Source organism: Streptomyces davaonensis JCM 4913 (assembly GCF_000349325.1).
Lineage (GTDB): Bacteria > Actinomycetota > Actinomycetes > Streptomycetales > Streptomycetaceae > Streptomyces > Streptomyces davaonensis.
Map to the genome: position 1 here is coordinate 4,597,442 of NC_020504.1, position 16,543 is coordinate 4,613,984.

Annotated in this window: 12 protein-coding genes; 1 reads left to right on the forward strand and 11 read right to left on the reverse strand. The window is 71.1% G+C overall.

Annotation, left to right across the window (positions count from 1 at the left end):
• Positions 1–88: 88 nt before the first annotated feature.
• The 8 genes from tmk to bldG form a co-directional block, all read right to left on the reverse strand.
• A complete protein-coding gene (gene tmk, locus BN159_RS20175; RefSeq protein WP_015658841.1) occupies positions 89–3,283 on the reverse strand; it encodes a dTMP kinase in 3,195 nt (1,064 codons plus the stop codon).
• 145 nt (positions 3,284–3,428) lie between these two features.
• Positions 3,429–6,254 (reverse strand): type I DNA topoisomerase, encoded by a 2,826-nt coding sequence (gene topA / locus BN159_RS20180; protein WP_015658842.1) that lies wholly within the window; start codon positions 6,252–6,254, stop codon positions 3,429–3,431.
• Between the two features lie 247 nt (positions 6,255–6,501).
• Positions 6,502–6,699, reverse strand: coding sequence for a hypothetical protein (locus tag BN159_RS20185; protein WP_015658843.1), 198 nt, complete (start codon positions 6,697–6,699; stop codon positions 6,502–6,504).
• A gap of 288 nt (positions 6,700–6,987) precedes the next feature.
• Positions 6,988–8,514 carry a DUF7059 domain-containing protein gene (locus tag BN159_RS20190; protein ID WP_078598836.1) on the reverse strand — a complete coding sequence of 509 codons (1,527 nt, stop codon included), beginning with the start codon at positions 8,512–8,514 and terminating at the stop codon, positions 6,988–6,990.
• Between the two features lie 47 nt (positions 8,515–8,561).
• A complete protein-coding gene (locus BN159_RS20195) occupies positions 8,562–9,134 on the reverse strand; it encodes a small secreted protein (protein WP_041819578.1) in 573 nt (190 codons plus the stop codon).
• A 212-nt stretch (positions 9,135–9,346) separates the two neighbouring features.
• Positions 9,347–11,752 (reverse strand): sodium-translocating pyrophosphatase, encoded by a 2,406-nt coding sequence (locus BN159_RS20200; protein ID WP_015658846.1) that lies wholly within the window; start codon positions 11,750–11,752, stop codon positions 9,347–9,349.
• A 307-nt stretch (positions 11,753–12,059) separates the two neighbouring features.
• Complete coding sequence (locus BN159_RS20205) at positions 12,060–12,497, reverse strand: ATP-binding protein (protein ID WP_015658847.1); 438 nt, start codon at positions 12,495–12,497, stop codon at positions 12,060–12,062.
• A 113-nt stretch (positions 12,498–12,610) separates the two neighbouring features.
• A complete protein-coding gene (bldG, locus tag BN159_RS20210) occupies positions 12,611–12,952 on the reverse strand; it encodes an anti-sigma factor antagonist BldG (RefSeq protein WP_003975386.1) in 342 nt (113 codons plus the stop codon).
• 82 nt (positions 12,953–13,034) lie between these two features.
• On the opposite strand from bldG, the gene BN159_RS20215 reads away from it, so the two are divergent.
• Positions 13,035–15,536: a DEAD/DEAH box helicase gene (locus tag BN159_RS20215; RefSeq protein ID WP_078598837.1), complete on the forward strand. Its 2,502-nt coding sequence runs from the start codon at positions 13,035–13,037 to the stop codon at positions 15,534–15,536.
• Here the strand turns inward: BN159_RS20215 and BN159_RS44090 are convergent.
• The 3 genes from BN159_RS44090 to BN159_RS20225 are packed head-to-tail and all read right to left on the reverse strand — an operon-like array spanning position 15,454 to position 16,497.
• Positions 15,454–15,879, reverse strand: coding sequence for an Rv3654c family TadE-like protein (locus tag BN159_RS44090; protein ID WP_015658849.1), 426 nt, complete (start codon positions 15,877–15,879; stop codon positions 15,454–15,456). The two genes, BN159_RS20215 and BN159_RS44090, sit on opposite strands and share 83 nt — an antisense overlap.
• Complete coding sequence (locus tag BN159_RS20220; RefSeq protein WP_078598838.1) at positions 15,876–16,280, reverse strand: TadE family type IV pilus minor pilin; 405 nt, start codon at positions 16,278–16,280, stop codon at positions 15,876–15,878. Before BN159_RS20220 ends, BN159_RS44090 begins: the two co-directional genes overlap by 4 nt.
• Positions 16,267–16,497 carry a DUF4244 domain-containing protein gene (locus BN159_RS20225; RefSeq protein ID WP_015658851.1) on the reverse strand — a complete coding sequence of 77 codons (231 nt, stop codon included), beginning with the start codon at positions 16,495–16,497 and terminating at the stop codon, positions 16,267–16,269. The genes BN159_RS20220 and BN159_RS20225 overlap by 14 nt, the downstream gene beginning before the upstream one ends.
• Positions 16,498–16,543 lie beyond the last annotated feature (46 nt).

Consider the following 16,543-nt stretch of genomic DNA (forward strand, 5'->3'; position numbering starts at 1 on the left):
GCCCGCGTACGCCTGCGCGGAGGGGGTTCGCGCTCAGCGCCGCCACCCCAGCAAGGCGCAGTGCCTCCACCCCAAGAAGGCTCCGCGCTCAGCGCCTCCCCCGCCCCTGCCCCCGCTCGTCGTCGTACTCGTCCTCCCGCGGTCCCAGCAGTTCGTCCGCCAGGGACGGCAGGTCGTCGAGGGGTGTCTCCTCGGCCCAGTCCGAGCGGGGCCGCCGGCGTCGGCGGGGCTCCGGCTCGGCGGACTGCGGGTCGACCTGGGGCAGCTCGCGCGTACGGTCGTCCGCCCGCTCCGGCTGCCGTTCGTCGCGGAAGATCCCCGGCGGAACACGGTCCGCGGGAGCCTCGTCCCGTACGGGAGGCAGTACCGCGGTCTCGTCAGCGGCCCCTACCGGAGGCAACACGGCCGTCTCGTCCGCCGCTCCCACCGGAGGCAGCACCGCCGTCTCGTCCGCCGCCCCCGAAGGAGCCGGCGGCTGCGGCAGCTCGGCCGTCACCTCGGATTCCGAGGCCCCGGACGAGGCCCCGGACGGGTCCTCCACCCTCCGCAGTACGGCCGTCTCGTCCCCCCGCCCGCGGGCGGCCTCCTCCGGAGTCACCACCGGCGTCGGCACAGTCGCCGCGTCGGGAGTCCCGTCCGGTGTCGCCGCAGGCGCCGGCTTGGGGCCTGCCTCCGCCGCCGCGGTGGCACGCTCGGCCAGGCGACGCGCCTCCTCGGCCCGCATCAGCGCCTCTTCCGCCTTGCGCTGCTTCTCCAGCCGCCGCTCCTCGGCCTCGGCCCGCAGCCGGGCCTCCTCCTCGGCCTGCTTGCGGCGGCGCTCCTCGTCCGCGCGGCGCCGGGCCTCTTCCTCCGCGCGGGCCTTCTCCTCGGCGAGGAGCCGCTGACGCTCCTCCTCGGCACGGCGAGCCGCCTCCTCGGCGCGCTGCCGGGCCTCCTCCGCCTGCCGTTCGGCCTCGCGGCGCTGCGCCTCCTCCAGCTCGCGGCGCTTGCGCTCCTCCTCCTCGGCGCGCAGCCGGGCGAGCTGCTCCTGGCGCTCGCGCTCCTGCCGCTCCTCCTCGGCCTTGCGGGCAGCCTCCTCCTCGGCCTTCTTACGGGCCTCCTCCTCGGCCTTGCGGCGCGCCTCCTCCTGCTCCCGGATCTCCTGCTCGGACAGCGGCAGCGCCTGGTCGAGCCGGTGCCGGATGACGGTCGTGACGGACTCGGGGTCCTGGCCCGCGTCCACGACGAGGTAGCGCCCGGGGTCGGACGCGGCCAGGGTCAGGAAACCGGAGCGCACGCGCGCGTGGAACTCCGCCGGCTCCGACTCCAGCCGGTCCGGCGCCTCGGTGAACCGCTCGCGCGCGGTCTCCGGGTCGACGTCCAGCAGTACGGTCAGATGCGGCACCAGGCCGTTGGTGGCCCAGCGGTTGATACGGGCGATCTCGGTGGGCGAGAGGTCACGGCCCGCGCCCTGGTAGGCGACCGACGAGTCGATGTAGCGGTCGGAGATGACCACCGCGCCACGCTCCAGCGCGGGCCGCACCACCGTGTCCACGTGCTCCGCGCGGTCCGCCGCGTACAGCAGCGCCTCCGCGCGGTGCGACAGACCGGCGCTGGAGACGTCCAGCAGGATCGAGCGCAGCCGCTTGCCGACCGGTGTCGCGCCCGGCTCGCGCGTCACGACGACTTCGTGGCCCTTGGCCCGGATCCACTCCGCGAGCGCCTCGGCCTGGGTCGACTTGCCGGCGCCGTCACCGCCCTCCAGGGCGACGAAGAAGCCGGTCGCGGCGGGCACCTGCTCGGGGTCGTCGCCGCCGAGCAGCGCGTCGCGCAGATCGTGCCGCAGGGGCACCCCGGACCGGTCGTCGACCTTGGCCAGCACCAGCGCGGCCACCGGCAGCAGCAGCGCGCCGACCAGCATCAGCGTGAACGCGGCACCGCCGTGCGCGAACACGAACCGGCCGTTCTCCAGCCGGTGCGGGCCGATCGCCGCGGCCACCACGGGCGCGACGACGGCACCGAGCGCCACGAACACGCGGACGACCGCGTGCAGATGCTCGGTGGTGCGCGGGCGCCGGAAGTCCTCGGTCTCCTGGTCCAGCAGGGTGTGCCCGGTGTTGGCGGCCACGCCTGCGGCGACGCCCGCCAGCACCAGGACCAGCAGCACGGTGGTGACGTCCGGGACGAGCCCGGCGACCAGCAGCGCGATACCGGTGAGCGCGATGGCCAGCGCCAGCAGGCGGCGGCGCGACAGCGCCACCAGCACCTTGGGCGCCGTACGGATGCCGACGCCGACTCCGCCGGTCAGCGCGAGCACCAGCAGGCCGTAGAGCACCGGGCCGCCGCCCAGGTCCTTGGCGTGCAGCACCGACACGGCGACCGAGGCGGACACCGCGCCCGCGACGGCCGCACAGGCCGGCACCAGCAGCGGGATCGCGCCGGTACGGCCCTTGTCGACGCCGGTGCCCGTCTTCGGGCGGCGCAGCCCCTCCAGCGGGGAACGCGCGCGCGGGGTGCGCGTGTCGGGCAGTTCCAGGAAGGTGACCACGGACAGGGACGCGGCGAACAGTCCGGCCGCGACGTAGGACGCGAGCGCCGCCTGGTGCTCGCCGAACCAGTCGATGCCGGTGCCCAGCAGGTTGTTGAACAGCGCCGCGGTGACGAGCGCGGCGGCCGCGAGCGGGATCGCCAGGAAGCTGGTGCGCAGCGACAGGCGCCGCAGGGCGTCCATGTGGTCCGGCAGCGGCCGTACCGTCGCGCCCTCCAGGGGCGGGGCGGGCAGCAGGGCGGGCGCCGCGCTCTCCCGGCACACGGTCCAGAAGCGCTCGGCGACCCCGGTCACGAAGACGGTCACGAGGAGGAGCGCCAGGGCGTTCTCGGGCGTCCAGTCGATCCACAGCGGCGCGACGATGAGCAGCGCGGCGCGCAGTCCGTCCGCGCCGACCATGGTCCAGAGCCGGTCGAGCGGGCCCTCCTTGGAGGTCAGCGAGGTGAGCGGGCCGAGCAGGACGGCGCCGAAGAGCAGGGTCGCGAGGATGCGCGCACCGAAGACGGTCGCCACTGCGAACGCCACGCCCCGGTACCCGCCGCCGAACGAGCCTTCGGCGATGGCCGCCTGAAGTGCGAGGAGGACAAGGACGAGAAGGGCGAGGACATCGCCGACACCGCCGACGAGTTGTGCGCTCCACAGCCTCCTGAGCTGCGGTCGGCGCAGCAGCGCACGGACCGCGCGCTCGCGGGAGTCCGCCGCGAGGGCTTCGTCGGGGGCCGGATTGGGGGCCGTTGGCTGCTCGGCACGCGTCATGCTTTCAGCCTATCGGCAGCCACCGACAGCCCGTCGCGTACGCCCGAACGTACGCCCGCCCCGACATCAAAGAGTGATGCCGGGGCGTTCGTTTCGCGAAGCCGAAGCCAGAACCGGAGTCGAACCGGAGCCAAAACGGACGGAATCAGTCCTCCGCGGTCGGCTTGGCCGCCGTCGCCTTCTTCGCGGTCGTCTTCTTGGCCGTCGTCGTCTTCTTCGCCGCTGTCTTCTTCGCGGCGGTCGCCTTCTTGGCCGGAGCCTTCTTGGCGGCGGTCTTCTTCGCCGGGGCCTTCTTCGCCGTCTTCTTGGCGGGTCCCTTGGCGCGCTTCTCGGCGAGCAGCTCGAAGCCGCGCTCCGGGGTGATGTCCTCGACGCTGTCGCCGGAGCGCAGGGTCGCGTTGGTCTCCCCGTCGGTGACGTACGGACCGAAGCGGCCGTCCTTGACCACGACCGGCTTCTCGCTGACCGGGTCGGTGCCCAGCTCCTTCAGCGGCGGCTTGGCGGCGGCCCGGCCCCGCTGCTTGGGCTGGGAGTAGATCTCCAGCGCCTCTTCGAGGGTGATCGTGAAGAGCTGATCCTCGGTCTGGAGCGACCGCGAGTCCGTGCCCTTCTTCAGATACGGGCCGTAGCGGCCGTTCTGCGCGGTGATCTCCTGGCCCTCGGCGTCGGCGCCCACCACGCGCGGGAGCGACATCAGCTTCAGGGCGTCGTCGAGCGTCACCGTGTCCAGCGACATCGACTTGAACAGCGAGGCGGTCCGCGGCTTCACGGCGTTCTTGCCGGTCTTCGGGGTGCCCTCGGGCAGGATCTCGGTGACGTACGGGCCGTAGCGGCCGTCCTTGGCGACGATCTGGTTGCCGCTCACCGGGTCGGCGCCCAGCTCGAAGTCGCCGCTCGGCTTGGCGAGCAGTTCCTCGGCCAGCTCCACGGAGAGCTCGTCGGGCGCCAGGTCGGTCGGGATGTCCGCGCGCTGGTGGTTCTCGGAGTCCTTCTCACCGCGCTCGATGTACGGGCCGTAGCGCCCGACCCGCAGCACGATGTCGTTGCCCACCGGGAACGAGGACACCTCGCGCGCGTCGATCGCGCCCAGGTCGGTCACCAGCTCCTTGAGGCCGCCGAGGTGGTCGCCGTCGCCGTTTCCGGCCTCGGCGGCGCCGCCGATGCCCGCGCCCTCACCCTCGCCGAAGTAGAACCGCTTCAGCCACGGCACGGACTGCGCCTCACCGCGGGCGATGCGGTCGAGGTCGTCCTCCATCTTGGCGGTGAAGTCGTAGTCGACGAGCCGCCCGAAGTGCTTCTCCAGGAGGTTGACCACGGCGAAGGACAGGAAGGACGGCACGAGGGCCGTGCCCTTCTTGAAGACATAGCCGCGGTCGAGGATGGTGCCGATGATCGAGGCGTACGTCGACGGGCGGCCGATCTCGCGCTCTTCGAGCTCCTTGACCAGGCTGGCCTCGGTGTAGCGGGCCGGGGGCTTGGTGGCGTGCCCGTCGACCGTGATCTCCTGGGCGCTGAGCGCGTCGCCCTCGCTGACCTGGGGCAGCCGGCGCTCGCGGTCGTCCAGTTCGGCGTTCGGGTCGTCGGCGCCCTCGACGTAGGCCTTCAGGAAGCCGTGGAAGGTGATCGTCTTGCCGGAGGCGCTGAACTCGACGTCCCGGCCGTCGGCGGCGGTGCCGCCGATCTTGACGGTCACGCTGTTGCCGGTCGCGTCCTTCATCTGGGAGGCGACGGTGCGCTTCCAGATCAGCTCGTAGAGCTTGAACTGGTCGCCGGTCAGACCGGTCTCGGCGGGCGTGCGGAAACGATCACCCGACGGGCGGATCGCCTCGTGCGCCTCCTGCGCGTTCTTGACCTTCCCGGCGTAGGTGCGCGGGGCGGACGGCAGGTAGTCGGCGCCGTACAGCTGGGTGACCTGCGCGCGGGCCGCGGCGACAGCGGTGTCGCTGAGCGTCGTGGAGTCCGTACGCATATAGGTGATGAAGCCGTTCTCGTACAGCTTCTGCGCGACCTGCATGGTCGCCTTCGCGCCGAAGCCGAGCTTGCGGCTGGCCTCCTGCTGGAGGGTCGTCGTACGGAAGGGGGCGTACGGCGAGCGGCGGTACGGCTTGGACTCGACCGAGCGGACGGCGAACCGCGTCTGCTCCAGGGCGGCGGCCAGCGCGCGGGCGTTCGCCTCGTCGAGGTGAAGGGTGTTCGCGCTCTTGAGCTGTCCCAGGGAGTCGAAGTCGCGACCCTGCGCGACCCGCCTGCCGTCGACGGTCTGGAGGCGGGCGACCAGCGACGACGGGTCCGACGGATCCCCCGCGCGGCCGGTCGAGAAGGTGCCCGTCAGGTCCCAGTACTCAGCCGAACGAAACGCGATGCGGTCGCGTTCCCGCTCCACCACGAGCCGCGTCGCGACCGACTGGACCCGGCCCGCCGACAGCCGCGGCATGACCTTCTTCCACAGCACCGGCGAGACCTCGTAGCCATAGAGGCGGTCGAGGATGCGGCGGGTCTCCTGGGCGTCGACCAGCTTCTGGTTGAGCTGACGCGGGTTGGCGACGGCGGCCTGGATCGCGGCCTTGGTGATCTCGTGGAAGACCATCCGCTTGACCGGGACCTTGGGCTTGAGCACCTCCTGGAGGTGCCAGGCGATGGCCTCGCCCTCGCGGTCCTCATCGGTGGCGAGATAGAGCTCGTCCGACTCCTTCAGCAGGTCCTTGAGCTTCTTGACCTGCGCCCGCTTGTCAGCGTTGACCACATAGATCGGCTCGAAGTCATGTTCGACGTCCACACCGAGGCGGCGGACCTCACCGGTGTACTTCTCCGGCACCTCCGCGGCACCGTTGGGGAGGTCGCGAATGTGCCCGACGCTCGCCTCGACAACGTATCCGGGGCCGAGATAGCCCTTGATCGTCTTTGCCTTGGCAGGCGACTCGACGATGACGAGTCGGCGGCCGCCCTTCGCGGTCTCGCTGGTCGGGGACAACTTCGCTCTTCTCTCCGGTCGACACTGGGTGGCCTCCCCAGGCCTTGCTCCCGGGGTCGGGTGGTGGTGACGCTGCGGAGTGTGACGGTACATCCCGCCCCCGTGTCAAACGGGAAAAGCCCGCAACGGCCACTCGAACGGTAACCCGACTACCGCCATTCCTGCCGCCCGGAGTGCCCAGCGGCCTTTTCGAGCCTTTCCGGAGGGGCGCCTCCCAATTATCGGAATCCCAGCTCCGGCGCGGTTCTCACAGGCGGGTGAAGCACCATGCGGCGAGGGCGAGCGCGATCATGGCGGCGAGGCTCGTGAGGGTCGCCGATGCGACGGGGTTCACACCGTGGGCGACCGGTTCCCGGTGCCGTACCCGGGCCGCCGTCCACACCAGGAGCCCGGCTCCGAACAGGGCGAACACCACTCCCGCGAAGATCGCCGGTCCGCTCTCCATGGCCCCTGTGCCCCTTTTCGCCGCTCCGCGCACGCCTCAGCCCCGCGAGACTGTCACGCGCGGGCGTCGGCCGGGCGAACCCGAGGTGAACGCGCGGCCGACGCGGCTGTGGCCCCTCCAGGGCCCCTGGAGGGGCCGTCGAGACGCCCGCGGCCCTCTCCCGGCCGAGCGGTGACGGAGGGCGGCGCGGGTGCCTTTCCGGTCATCTTTGTTTCCGGAGATCTTGATCTCGACGCCCGCGCTCTTCTCACGGCTCATTTCACCGGGTGTCATCCCGCCGGATTGTGATCACGCCGGATCCAGGAACCCCTGTTCCACCAGCACCCGGATCTGCGCGGGGGTGCGGTCGCGGAGCAATACCGGATCCTCGCCCACCAATTGAGCGATGGCGTCCAGGATCCGGCCCGCGCTGAGCGAACCGTCGCAGACGCCGGCGAACCCGGCGCCGACGGTGTCCACCTTGGTGGCCCGGCGCATCCCGCGGTTCTGGCGCAGCACGACGTGCTCGGGGTCCTCGGCGCCGGGCAGCCCGACCTGTTCCTGCACGATCTCGGCGGCGAGCCGGAAGTGCCCTTCGAGCAGGGCCGCGTCATCGTGCGCGCGCAGATAGTCGAGGCGGGCGAAGTGCGCGCGCACCGTCTCGCCGAGCGGCTGCTCGACCGGGTGCGGCCACTCCTCCACGGTGACCGAGGGCACGGCGGAGCCGGTCCTGCGCAGGGTGATCCAGCCGAAGCCGACGGCCTTGACCTTGCGCGCCTCGAACTCGTCCAGCCAGGCGTCGTAGCGCGCCTGGTACTCGGCGGGGTCGCCGCGGTGGTCCCCGGCGTCCCGCAGCCACAGCTCGGCGTACTGCGTGACGTCCTGCACCTCGCGCTGGACGATCCACGCGTCGCACCCGCGCGGCACCCATGACCTGAGCCTGTCCTGCCAGTCCTCCCCCGCCACGTGCTGCCAGTTGGCGAGGAACTGCGCGAACCCGCCCTCGTTGAGCAGCTCCCCCGCTCCCTGAACGAGCGAGCGACACAGATCGTCCCCGCCCATCCCGCCGTCGCGGTAGGTCAGCCGGGCACCCGGCGAGATCACGAAGGGCGGGTTGGAGACGATCAGGTCGTACGTCTCCCCTTCCCGGACCGGCTCGAACAGCGAGCCCTCGCGCAGGTCCGCGGCCGGGGCGCCGGAGAGCGCCAGCGTCAGCGCGGTGATGTGCAGGGCACGCGGGTTGAGGTCGGTCGCCGTCACGCGCGTGGCGTGCTGCGCGGCGTGCAGGGCCTGGATCCCGGAGCCGGTGCCGAGATCGAGGGCGGCGGAGACGGGCGTACGGACGGTGATGCCCGCAAGGGTCGTGGAGGCGCCGCCGACGCCGAGCACGACACCCTCGTCGTTGCTGCCGATGCCGCCGGCGCCGCCGACCGCGCAGCCCAGGTCGGAGACGATGAACCAGTCCTCGCCGCCGGATCCGCCGTAGGGCCGTACGTCCACGGCGGCGGCGACCTCGTCATCGCCGGCCCGCACCAGCCACCCGGTCTCCAGGCAGTCGTCGACGGGCAGCACGTCCGCCACGCGCGCGTGCGCGACGGGCTGCTGCAACAGGAACAGGCGTACGAGGGTCTCCAGCGGTCTGTCCCCGCGGGTCGCCCGGAGCGCGGGCACGGTCTCGCTGCGGGCGAGCGCCGCATACGCGGGCGCACCGAGCAGTTCGAGCAGCCCGTCGGCGGTGAAGGAGGCCCCGAGCAGGGCGTCCCGCAGCCGGGCGGCGACATCGAGGCGGTCGGAGGCGGGCAGAGCGGGCAGCCTGGAGGTACTCACGCCCCCCATTGTGACCCGCGCCGCCGCCCCCACGCGGCCGCTCGGACTCAGCCGCGTCAGCTTGCCGCGGCCGACTCCGTACCGGAGGCCGACTTGCAGCTGGACTGCTCGGCCATGGCCTGGCCGACCTCGCCCTCCTCCAGCGTCTTGAGCGCGTTGCTGCCGCTGGTGCTCAGCTTGTTCAGCTCGGTGGCGATGTCCTTCAGGCCCTCGGCGAACTTGGCCTGGTCCTTGGTGTCGAGCTTGTCGACCTGCTTCTTCAGGTCGGCGTACGACGCGGAGATGCCGTTCAGCTCCTTGACCGCGTCCTGCTGCTTCTTCGCACCGCTCTCGACGTCCGGCGCCCCCGCCTTGTCCACGGCCGTACCGATCGCCTTGTAGGCGTCGGACATGTCCTGGAAGGCCTTCGAGTCGGTCTTCTGGACCTCCTCCGGCGTGGCGTTGTCGGAGGTCTCCTTCTGGATCGCGGCGTTCGCCGACTCGATCTTCTTCGCCTGCGGCTGTACGGCGTCGCAGACCTGCTTGGCCCAGGCATCCAGCTTGTCGTTGCCGTCGTCGCTGCTGCATCCCGACAGCGCCAGTACCAGTACCGCACCGCCGGACAGTGCGGCCACGAGCTTCTTGTTCACCGGATGGTCCCTTCCATGGCTCTCGGCCCCGGAAGATACACGCCGGATGGCGTACGACCGCATACCGGATGTCCGGGATGAATGCTTTTGTAGCTATTTACCCCATGGGAGAGAAGGCTCACGGCGGCGGCGCGCGCCCACGCAAAGCGGGCGGCCGACGCGTCAATTCGCGCCGTCCGCCCGCCCTTTGAGCCGGGACCTCGTAACGAGGTCTACGAAACCACCGCCGGATCGGGCGACTTGGCCGTCCGCTCGGCGTTGCCCTCGTCACCCATCGCGATCCCGCGCCGCTTGGAGATGTACACGGCGCAGGCGATCACCAGGAACGCCAGCACCGCGATCAGCACGCGGGCACCGATGTTCTTGTCGTCGCCGTACGAGAAATCGATCACCGCGGGCGCGATCAGCAGTGCCACCAGGTTCATGACCTTCAGCAGCGGGTTGATCGCGGGACCGGCGGTGTCCTTGAAGGGGTCGCCGACGGTGTCGCCGATCACCGTGGCGGAGTGGGCCTCGCTGCCCTTGCCGCCGTGGTGGCCGTCCTCGACGAGTTTCTTGGCGTTGTCCCAGGCGCCACCGGAGTTGGCGAGGAACACCGCCATCAGCGTGCCCGCGCCGATCGAGCCGGCCAGGAAGGAGCCGAGGGCGCCCACGCCGAGCGTGAACCCGATGAAGATCGGCGCCATCACCGCGAGCAGACCGGGGGTCGCCAGTTCCCTGAGCGCGTCCCTCGTACAGATGTCGACGACCTTGCCGTACTCCGGCGTCTCGCTGTAGTCCATGATCCCGGGCTTCTCGCGGAACTGCCGCCGCACCTCGTAGACCACCGAACCGGCCGACCGCGACACGGCGTTGATGGCGAGTCCGGAGAAGAGGAAGACGACCGCCGCGCCGGCGATCAGGCCGACGAGGTTGTTGGGCTGCGAGATGTCCATCATCAGGCTCAGCGGGGCGTCGTCGCCCGACAGCTTCTCGCCCACGTCCCGCGCGCCGGTGGTGATGGCGTCGCGGTACGAGCCGAAGAGCGCCGAGGCCGCGAGGACGGCCGTGGCGATGGCGATGCCCTTGGTGATGGCCTTGGTGGTGTTGCCGACCGCGTCCAGGTTGGTGAGCACCTGGGCGCCCGCGCCCTCGACGTCGCCGGACATCTCGGCGATGCCCTGGGCGTTGTCGGAGACCGGCCCGAACGTGTCCATCGCGACGATCACACCGACCGTGGTGAGCAGGCCGGTGCCGGCCAGCGCCACCGCGAACAGCGCCAGCATGATCGACGTACCGCCGAGCAGGAAGGCTCCGTAGACGCCGAGGCCGATCAACAGGGCGGTGTAGACAGCCGATTCCAGGCCGATGGAGATACCGGCGAGGACGACCGTGGCGGGTCCGGTGAGCGAGGACTTGCCGATGTCCTTGACCGGGCGCCGGTTGGTCTCGGTGAAATAGCCGGTCAGCTGCTGGATCACCGCGGCCAGCAGAATGCCGATCGCCACGGCGATGAGCGCCAGGATCCGCGGGTCGCCGCTCTTGCCCTGGATCGCGGCGTCGGTGATCCCGTCGAGGTCGGCGTAGGTCGACGGCAGGTAGACGAAGACCGCGATGGCCACCAGGACCAGCGAGATCACCGCGGAGATGAAGAAGCCGCGGTTGATCGCCGACATTCCGCTGCGGTCGCTGCGGCGCGGGGCCACGGCGAAGATGCCGATCATGGCCGTGATCACGCCGATCGCGGGCACCAGCAGCGGGAAGGCGAGTCCGGCGTCGCCGAAGGCCGCCTTGCCGAGGATGAGCGCGGCGACCAGCGTCACCGCGTACGACTCGAAGAGGTCGGCCGCCATGCCCGCGCAGTCGCCGACGTTGTCGCCCACGTTGTCGGCGATGGTCGCGGCATTGCGCGGGTCGTCCTCCGGAATGCCTTGCTCGACCTTGCCGACCAGGTCGGCGCCGACGTCGGCGGCCTTGGTGAAGATGCCGCCGCCGACCCTCATGAACATGGCGATGAGGGCGGCACCGAGGCCGAAGCCCTCCAGCACCTTCGGCGCGTCGGCCGCGTACACCAGCACCACACAGGAGGCGCCCAGCAGACCGAGCCCCACCGTGAACATGCCGACGACGCCGCCCGTGCGGAAAGCGATCTTCATGGCTTTGTGCGAGACGGCGGTGAGATCCTTTTCGGGCTCACCCTCCGCCGGGGTCGCTTCCCTGGCCGCGGCGGCGACGCGCACATTGCTGCGAACGGCGAGCCACATGCCGATATAGCCGGTGGCCGCCGAGAACGCGGCGCCGATCAAGAAGAACACCGATCGGCCGATGCGCTGATTCCAGTCGTCCGCGGGCAGCAGCATGAGCAGGAAGAACACGACCACGGCGAATACGCCGAGCGTGCGCAACTGCCGGGCCAGATAGGCGTTGGCGCCTTCCTGGACCGCCGCCGCGATCTTCTTCATGCTGTCGGTGCCCTCGCCGGCCGCGAGCACCTGGCGTACCAGTACGCCGGCGACCACCAGTGCCGCCAGGGCGACGACACCGATGACCATCACCAGGGCACGGTTGCCGTCGGTCAGAACTGCGGCTGCGAAGGTTGTGGGGTGATCCAACTGATGAGGGGTAGAAAGCCCCGCCATTCGTCCTCCTTGACGCTTGGGCTGAGCTCAAGATGTGGACGGATTGTAGGTACCGGAACCTGATCAAAACAGTGCGCGGTTAACGAAATTGGTCTTCACATGCTCTTCAGCAAATGATCGACCCCCGACCACGGAACCCGAAAGTGGTAATGCCTCAAAGGCATTGACGCCTGGATTGACCCCGGCAGGAACTTGATCGAATTATCGGGGGAATGATCGTGAAGGAATTCACGAAATGCCGAAGGGCCCTACCTGGGTAGGGCCCTTCGGGTGATCCAGTCTGAAAAACGGGGGTCAGGGAAGCGGGTCAGGGAAGCTCGGCCTCGGCCGGAGTCGTCGGCCAGGTCATCCGGATCAGGCCGCCGTGCTCGCCTGCGGTGACCTCTACGTCGTCGACGAGGCCGCTGATGACCGCGAGGCCCATCTCGTCCTCCTCGGCCTCCGCGTCGGCGTCCTCGCCCGCGGCGCCCGGCGCCCGGTCACCCGGAGCGGAGCGCGGCGCCTCGTCGCCGACCTCGATGGAGAACTGCTTCTCCTCCTCGTGCAGCGCCACCCGCACCGGTGCCGTGACCCCGCCCAGCTGATGCAGTCCGACGGCACGGGTGCACGCCTCGCCGACAGCGAGGCGCACCTCGTCCAGGACGGCCTCGTCCACTCCGGCCCTGCGTGCCACCGCCGCCGCGACCAGTCGTGCGGTCCTGACGTGCTCCGGCAGCGCGCTGAAGCGGAGTTCAACGGTGGCCATGCATCCCCCTCGCAACTACGGGCGTGCTGTCCGGAGGGCCGGGCCGCCGAGCACCCGGTCCCCCTTCTTGAACTACTTCCGTCCCGGGGCCGAGACCGCCCCGGAGGCGGTCGTCAGTCGGTGGCCGCCACCGCTTCCTCGACCGAGGTGTGGATCGGGAACACCTTGGTGAGGCCGGTGATGCGGAAGATCTTCAGAATGCGCTCCTGGTTGCAGACCAGGCGCAGCGAGCCCTCATGGGCGCGCACTCGCTTCAGGCCGCCGACCAGCACGCCGAGCCCGGTGGAGTCGAGGAAGTCGACACCCTCCATGTCGACGACGAGATGGAAACTCCCGTCGTTCACCAGCTCGACCAGCTGCTCGCGCAGCTTGGGCGCGGTATATACGTCGATTTCGCCACCGACCTCGACGACCGTACGATCGCCGACGGTACGGGTCGACAGGGACAGGTCCACGGATCCTCCAGCACCTTGCTATCGAGCGGTCGCCCCACGGGACACCTCGGCTTGAAGCCCCCAGGACGGTTCGCCAGCCGCGATGGCATTCAATCACTTACCGGCAGGCGTGCACGACGCCTTGGTCCCATTGTCCGTCACGCCAGTGACACACTCGGTGCCGATGGCCAAGAATCACCGATCCGATCGATCCCTGACGGGCCCCGTTTCCCGGGTGGACCCGGGCACGGTGCTGGGCCGGCTCGCCTCCGGGCCGAACCGGGCTTCGCGCATCACTCATACGGAGCATGTGCCCCCGCGTGAGGGCCGTCATGCCGTCTGGCCTGACCGGATCCGATCGGAAGTCGTCGCGGCCGTGCAGAACGCCGGCGTCGAGCACCCCTGGGCCCACCAGGCACTGGCCGCCGAGCACGCCCTGGACGGCGAGTCGGTGGTCGTCGCCACCGGCACCGCCTCGGGCAAGTCGCTGGCCTATCTGATGCCCGTGCTGTCCGCCCTGCTGGACGGTTCCGAGGCCCCGAACGGCCGCGGCGCCACCGCGCTCTACCTGGCCCCGACCAAGGCGCTCGCGGCAGATCAGTGCCGATCGGTGAAGGAACTTTCACAACCGCTGGGTCATTCTGTCCGGTCGGCCGTGTACGACGGCGACACGCCGTTCGAGGAACGCGAGTGGATCCGCCAGTACGCCAACTACGTCCTCACCAACCCGGACATGCTGCACCGCGGCATCCTGCCCTCCCACCCCCGCTGGTCCTCCTTCCTGAAGGCGCTGAAATACGTCGTCATCGACGAGTGCCACACCTACCGCGGCGTCTTCGGCTCGCACGTCGCCCAGGTGCTGCGCCGACTGCGCCGACTGTGCGCCCGCTACGGCGCCTCCCCCGTCTTCCTGCTGGCCTCCGCGACCGCGGCGGAGCCCTCGGTGGCCGCCCGGCGCCTGACCGGCCTGCCGGTCGTCGAGGTGGCCGACGACGCCTCACCCCGCGGTGAACTGGTGTTCGCCCTCTGGGAGCCCCCGCTCACCGAGCTGCACGGCGAGAAGGGCGCCCCCGTCCGCCGTACCGCCACCGCCGAGACGGCCGATCTGCTGACCGACCTCGCCGTGCAGGGCGTGCGCTCGGTCGCCTTCGTCCGCTCACGGCGCGGCGCGGAGCTGATCTCGGTGATCGCCCAGGAGCGGCTCGCCGAGGTCGACCGCTCGCTCGCCCGGCGCGTGGCCGCCTATCGCGGCGGCTACCTCCCCGAGGAGCGCCGCGCCCTCGAACAGGCCCTGCACTCCGGCGAACTCCTCGGCCTCGCCGCCACCACCGCCCTCGAACTCGGCATCGACGTCTCGGGGTTGGATGCCGTGGTGATCTCCGGCTACCCGGGCACACGCGCGTCCCTGTGGCAGCAGGCGGGCCGCGCCGGACGCTCCGGGCAGGGCGCACTCGCCGTCCTGGTCGCCCGCGACGACCCCCTGGACACCTTCCTCGTCCACCACCCCGAGGCGCTGTTCGACCAGCCCGTGGAATCCACGGTCCTCGACCCGAACAACCCCTACGTCCTCGCCCCGCACCTGTGCGCGGCGGCGGAGGAACTACCCCTGACCGACGAGGACTTGCCGCTCTTCGGCCCCGCCTGCGAGGAACTCCTCCCCCAGCTGGAGGCCGCGAAGCTGCTGCGCCGCCGCACCAAGGCCTGGCACTGGACGCGCCGGGAACGGGCCGCCGACCTCACCGACATCCGCGGCGGGGGCGGACGACCGGTCCAGGTCGTGGAGTCCGGTACGGGCCGCCTGCTCGGCACGGTCGACGCGGGCGCCGCCCACACCACCGTGCACGAAGGCGCGGTCCACCTCCACCAGGGCCGCACCTATCTGGTGCGCTCCCTGGACCTGGAGGACTCGGTGGCCCTGGTCGAGGGGGCCTCGCCGTCGTATTCGACGGTGGCCCGGGACACCACCTCGATCTCCGTCCTGGAGACGGACGTCGAGGTTCCGTGGGGCGACGGACGCCTGTGCTACGGCTCCGTCGAGGTCACCAACCAAGTGGTCTCCTTCCTGCGCCGCCGGCTGATCACCGGTGAAGTACTGGGCGAGACGAAACTCGACCTCCCTCCTCGTACGCTGCGCACCCGCGCCGTGTGGTGGACGGTCACCGAGGACCAACTCGACGCGGCACGGATCTCCCCGGAGATCCTCGGCGGCGCCCTGCACGCCGCCGAGCACGCCTCGATCGGCCTGCTGCCCCTCTTCGCCACCTGCGACCGCTGGGACATCGGCGGCGTCTCGGTCCCCCTCCACCCCGACACCCTCCTCCCCACGGTCTTCGTCTACGACGGCCATCCCGGCGGCGCGGGCTTCGCGGAGCGCGCCTTCCACACCGCCCGCGCCTGGCTCACCGCCACCCGCCAGGCCATCGCCTCCTGCGAATGCGACGCCGGCTGCCCGTCCTGCATCCAGTCCCCCAAGTGCGGCAACGGCAACGACCCGTTGCACAAGAGGGGCGCGGTACGGCTGCTCACGGAGCTGTTGCGGGGGGCGCCGGAGAAGGGAGCGGAGGGGGAGCCGGAAGGCCGGCCGGAGGTCCCGCCCGTGCCCTGACCTCCGCGGCGAACGGCCCCTGTCCGGCCGCCGCGGTCACGTCCGACACATCGCCCACGAGAACGCACCGCACGAGCCGGGTGCCCTGCGCTCGAGCCACCCCCTCCGCCCGGGCGCAGGCCGCCTCGCCGCCCTGCGCCCAGTGGTCCGCCGCCGCGAGTGCCGCGAGATCGGCACCGCCCGCCGCGCGATGCCGGGCGACCACGGCCTGCCCGAGGGCGAGCACGACTCCGAACACCACGCAGAGGACGGCCACGGCGGAGACGGTCCATACGGTGGCGGACCCTCGGTCGGAGGATCCGGAAGCGGCGAGGCGGCGGACGGCAGCGCAGCGGGGGCTCATGGGCTCACCCCCGCCGTCGCCTGCGAAGGTGCCGTGTCCTGCTCCGCCGCAGCCACGGCCTCCTCCCGCACCTCGAACGGCAACCCCCGCAGCGCCGGGGGCTTGGCCACGACCAGCACCCTGACCTGGTCCCCCGCCCGGCTGACGGTGACCTTCGCGCCGGACGGGGCGGCCTCCCGGGTGACCGCGACGACCTGGTCGGCCGGGTCCTGGCGAGCCGCGGCGCGGGCGCCCGTGCGGGCCGCGTCCACGCACTGGATCTGGGCGGCGACCACCAACAGCCCCCACACCAGCGCCATCGCGAACATGACCAGCACGGGCAGCACCACGGCCGACTCCGCCGTCACGAACCCCCGGTCGCCCCCGCGCCGTACGCATCGGCGCCGCTCACATCCGCGCATCGAGGGCCCGCTTCACGATGGCCTGCAACTCCGCGCTGACCTGCCCACTGGTGACCACCTTGTAGAGCACCACGGCGAACGCCACCGCCGCGATGATCCCCATCGCGTACTCGGAGGTCACCATCCCCGAGTCCCGCCGCGCGACGAGGGCCCGCATACGCGCCCGCACCGCCCGCACTGCCTTCCGTACCGCCTTGTTCCGCACTGCCTTGCTCATGGCAACCCCCGTAAGGATCAGTTCCGTTGACTACGAATGACCACGA

What these genes read in the sequence shown, in the direction of transcription:
- tmk (WP_015658841.1), bottom strand. Translation starts at nt 3,283, where the DNA reads ATGACGCGTGCCGAGCAGCCAACGGCCCCCAATCCGGCCCCCGACGAA.
- BN159_RS20185 (WP_015658843.1), bottom strand. Translation starts at nt 6,699, where the DNA reads ATGGAGAGCGGACCGGCGATCTTCGCGGGAGTGGTGTTCGCCCTGTTC.
- BN159_RS20190 (WP_078598836.1), bottom strand. Translation starts at nt 8,514, where the DNA reads ATGGGGGGCGTGAGTACCTCCAGGCTGCCCGCTCTGCCCGCCTCCGAC.
- BN159_RS20200 (WP_015658846.1), bottom strand. Translation starts at nt 11,752, where the DNA reads ATGGCGGGGCTTTCTACCCCTCATCAGTTGGATCACCCCACAACCTTC.
- BN159_RS20205 (WP_015658847.1), bottom strand. Translation starts at nt 12,497, where the DNA reads ATGGCCACCGTTGAACTCCGCTTCAGCGCGCTGCCGGAGCACGTCAGG.
- BN159_RS20215 (WP_078598837.1), top strand. Translation starts at nt 13,035, where the DNA reads ATGGCATTCAATCACTTACCGGCAGGCGTGCACGACGCCTTGGTCCCA.
- BN159_RS44090 (WP_015658849.1), bottom strand. Translation starts at nt 15,879, where the DNA reads ATGAGCCCCCGCTGCGCTGCCGTCCGCCGCCTCGCCGCTTCCGGATCC.
- BN159_RS20220 (WP_078598838.1), bottom strand. Translation starts at nt 16,280, where the DNA reads ATGCGCGGATGTGAGCGGCGCCGATGCGTACGGCGCGGGGGCGACCGG.
- BN159_RS20225 (WP_015658851.1), bottom strand. Translation starts at nt 16,497, where the DNA reads ATGAGCAAGGCAGTGCGGAACAAGGCGGTACGGAAGGCAGTGCGGGCG.